Genomic DNA, 2908 nt, shown 5'->3' with positions numbered 1-2908 from the left:
GGTCGACTGGTTCGACTCTTGGGCGCACGCCGCCCAGGCCGGTCTCGCCGCGATGTTCCTGCTGACGGCGAGCGCGCACTTCACCCGGCCCCGCCGGGACCACCTGATCGCCATGGTGCCGCCCGGCCTGCCCAACCCCGCCGCGCTGGTGACGATCACGGGCGTGCTGGAGCTGCTGGGCGCGGTCGGCCTGCTCGTCCCGCCCACCGCGCCGGTCGCGGCGGTCTGCCTGGCGGTGCTGCTGGTCGTGATGTTCCCGGCGAACGTCCGCGCGGCCCGCGCCGGCGGTGGCATCAGGACGATGCCGCTGCCGCTGCGCACCCTGGTCCAGCTGGTCTTCATCGCGGCGTGCGGCGTGGTGGTCCTCGGCTGAGCGCCGATCCGGGCGGCGGGCGGGTGTTCAGCCGGTCGCGCTCAGGCGGTCGAGCCATTCGCCGAGCAGGTGCTGCTCCCCGTCGCTGAGCACCGTCTGCTCGGGCAGGACGGCCCTGAGCGCCCTGGCCGCGCCGGCGGGGCCCGCTTCCCGCACGGCGGGCTCCTCGAAGGTGACGGCGGAGACCATCGCCTCGCGCAGCGCGGTCAGCAGGGCGCGGTCGCGGCGGTCCTCGGGCAGGGACAACCAGGTGAGCACGGCGCCGCGCGCGGTCGCGTGGATGAGCGAGGCCGCCAGTTCCTCGTCCACGCGCAGCCGGCCGCACGCGGCCAGCCGGTGGATCCGCCGCAGCAGGATCTCCATGCCGGCCCGGAAGGCGGCCGAGTCGGCGCCGCGCCGGGGTTCGCCGTACATCAGCACGTACAGCTCGGGGTTGGCGAGCCCGAACCCGACCGAGAGGTCCCAGCCCGCGCGCAGGTCCTCGACCGGGTCGCGGGGGACGGCGTCGGCGTGCTTGGCCGCGAGGAACCGGGCGTAGCCGTGCTCGGCCACCGCGTCGAGCAACCCGTCCTTGTCGCCGAACAGGCGGTAGATCGCCGGCGGCTGGAGCCCGGCGGCGGCCGCGACGGCGCGTGTGGTGACCGCGTCCCGCCCTTCGCGCGCGAGCAGCTCCGCGGCCGCCTCCACCACCCGCTGCCGGGCGACCTCGCGGCCCGCGACCTCCACGTCGTCCACATATCAACGATAACACGATCTTGCTTCCGCTGATGTTTCCAGTGATACCGTGATGGCGATATCAACGGAATCGAGGAGTGTCATGACACACAAGCTGCGCATCGTCGGCGTCGAGGAGCACGTGGTCCTGCCGGTCCTGAGCGACGCCTGGGCCAGGGCGGGCGTCCCTCCGCAGCCCTACGGCGACGACCACCCGGTCATGCGGCGGCTGCGCGACGTCGGCGAGCGGCGCCTGGCCGACATGGACGAGCAGGGCATCGACGTCGCCGTGCTGTCGCCGGCCACGCCGGGCGTGCAGAACCTCCCGCCGGCCGAGGCCGTGCGCGTCGCCCGCGAGGTCAACGACGCGCTGGCCGAGGTGGTCGCCACCCACCCGCGGCGGTTCCAGGCGTTCGCCGCCATCCCGACGTCCTCGCCGGAGGCGGCCACCGCGGAACTGGAACGCGCGGTCACCCGGCTCGGCTTCCCCGGCGCGATGCTCTACGGCCGCACGGGCGACAGGTTGGCGGACGCGCCGGAGTTCGAAGACCTCTACGCGACCGCCGAACGGCTCCGCGTCCCGCTGCACTTCCACCCGCAGGCGCCGGTGCCTGCGGTCCAGCGGGCGTACTACTCGGACCTGCCCCGCGGGATCGGTCCGGCGCTGGCGACCGCCGGGCTGGGCTGGTACTACGACCTCGGCGTGCAGTACCTCCGGATGATCTTCTCGGGGGTGTTCGACCGCCACCCCGGGCTCCAGGTGATCGCCGGGCACTGGGGCGAGGTCGTGTTGTTCTACCTCGACCACGTCGGCTACCTGGGCGACCAGGCCGGGTTGGCGCGGCCGGTCGCCGACTACTTCCGCCGGAACTTCTGGGTGGCGGGCAGCGGCACGGTGAGCGAGCGCTACCTGCGCTGGACGGCCGAGGTGGTCGGGACCGACCGGATGCTCTACTCGACGGACTACCCGTACACCTTCGGCACCCGGCCCGGCGGCTTCCCCCACCTGGACACCAGCGGCGGCGTCGCGCGGACGTTCCTGGAGGGCGCGCCGTTCACCGACGAGGAGAAGGCGGCCATCGGGTCGGGCAACTGGGAGCGGCTGACCGGCCTCGCGGCGGGCGATCGGCGTGGAGCCGCGTCGGCGTAGCGGCGGGCGGTCGGCGCGGGGCCGTCGCGTCGGCGTGGTGGCGGACGATCAGCGGGAGGCCGCGTCGGCGTGGTGGCGGACGGTCAGCGGGAGGCCGCCTTCGCGTAGCGGCGGGCCAGGTGCGCGAAGGCGTCCTTCAGCTCGACCGGCCCGACGACCTCGATGTCGGCGTCGAACCGGCCGAGGGTCGCGGCCATCCCCGGCCACGACCACGAGCCCAGCACGAGCCGGCAGCGGTCCGGGCCGAGCGGCTCGACCACCCCGTCACGGACGAACGGCGACACCCGGGCGGCCGGCAGGTCCAGGACCACCTCGCCGCGGCACGGCCACCCGTCCGGCCCGCCCGAGCCGGAGAACCGGGCGGTGACGAACGCGGCCACGTCCCCGCCCGGCAGCTCACGCGGGGTGAAGCGCGGCCCGGTGGGCGTGCGCGGGGTGATCCGGTCCACCCGGAACGTCCGCCAGTCGTCGCGGTCGAGGTCCCAGGCCACCAGGTACCACCGGCCGCCCCGCGTCACGAGGTGGTGCGGCTCCGCCCGGCGCGGCGGCCCCGCGACGGGGGGGCCGCCCGCCGGGGTGTAGTCGAACCGCAGCACCTCGCGCGCGTGCACCGCGCCGCTGATCGCCACCAGCACACCGCGGTCGAGCGGCGGCGGGGCGTCCCGCTCGAC

4 protein-coding genes are annotated in these 2908 nt (G+C 75.1%); 2 read left to right on the top strand and 2 right to left on the bottom strand.

What is annotated here, in order from left to right:
* On the top strand, positions 1-373 hold a 373-nt coding region (locus ACFXGA_RS40005), incomplete at its 5' end, for a DoxX family protein (protein WP_378098378.1).
* A gap of 27 nt (positions 374-400) precedes the next feature.
* On the opposite strand, the gene ACFXGA_RS40000 is transcribed toward ACFXGA_RS40005, so the two are convergent.
* The gene (locus ACFXGA_RS40000) at positions 401-1108 is read right to left on the bottom strand and encodes a TetR family transcriptional regulator (protein WP_378098375.1); all 708 of its coding nucleotides are present in this window, start codon (positions 1106-1108) and stop codon (positions 401-403) included.
* An 82-nt stretch (positions 1109-1190) separates the two neighbouring features.
* On the opposite strand from ACFXGA_RS40000, the gene ACFXGA_RS39995 reads away from it, so the two are divergent.
* Positions 1191-2237 carry an amidohydrolase family protein gene (locus tag ACFXGA_RS39995; protein ID WP_378098372.1) on the top strand — a complete coding sequence of 349 codons (1047 nt, stop codon included), beginning with the start codon at positions 1191-1193 and terminating at the stop codon, positions 2235-2237.
* A gap of 83 nt (positions 2238-2320) precedes the next feature.
* Here ACFXGA_RS39995 and ACFXGA_RS39990 read toward each other — a convergent pair.
* Positions 2321-2908, bottom strand: a 588-nt coding sequence (locus ACFXGA_RS39990; RefSeq protein ID WP_378098369.1) for a helix-turn-helix transcriptional regulator, incomplete at its 5' end; no start/stop codon positions are given.

Origin of the sequence: Actinosynnema sp. NPDC059335 (genome assembly GCF_042752395.1) — a bacterium.
Classification (GTDB): Bacteria; Actinomycetota; Actinomycetes; order Mycobacteriales; family Pseudonocardiaceae; genus Actinosynnema.
The sequence above is the reverse complement of the archived record's forward strand: the minus strand, read 5'-3'. Positions and strand labels throughout refer to the sequence as shown.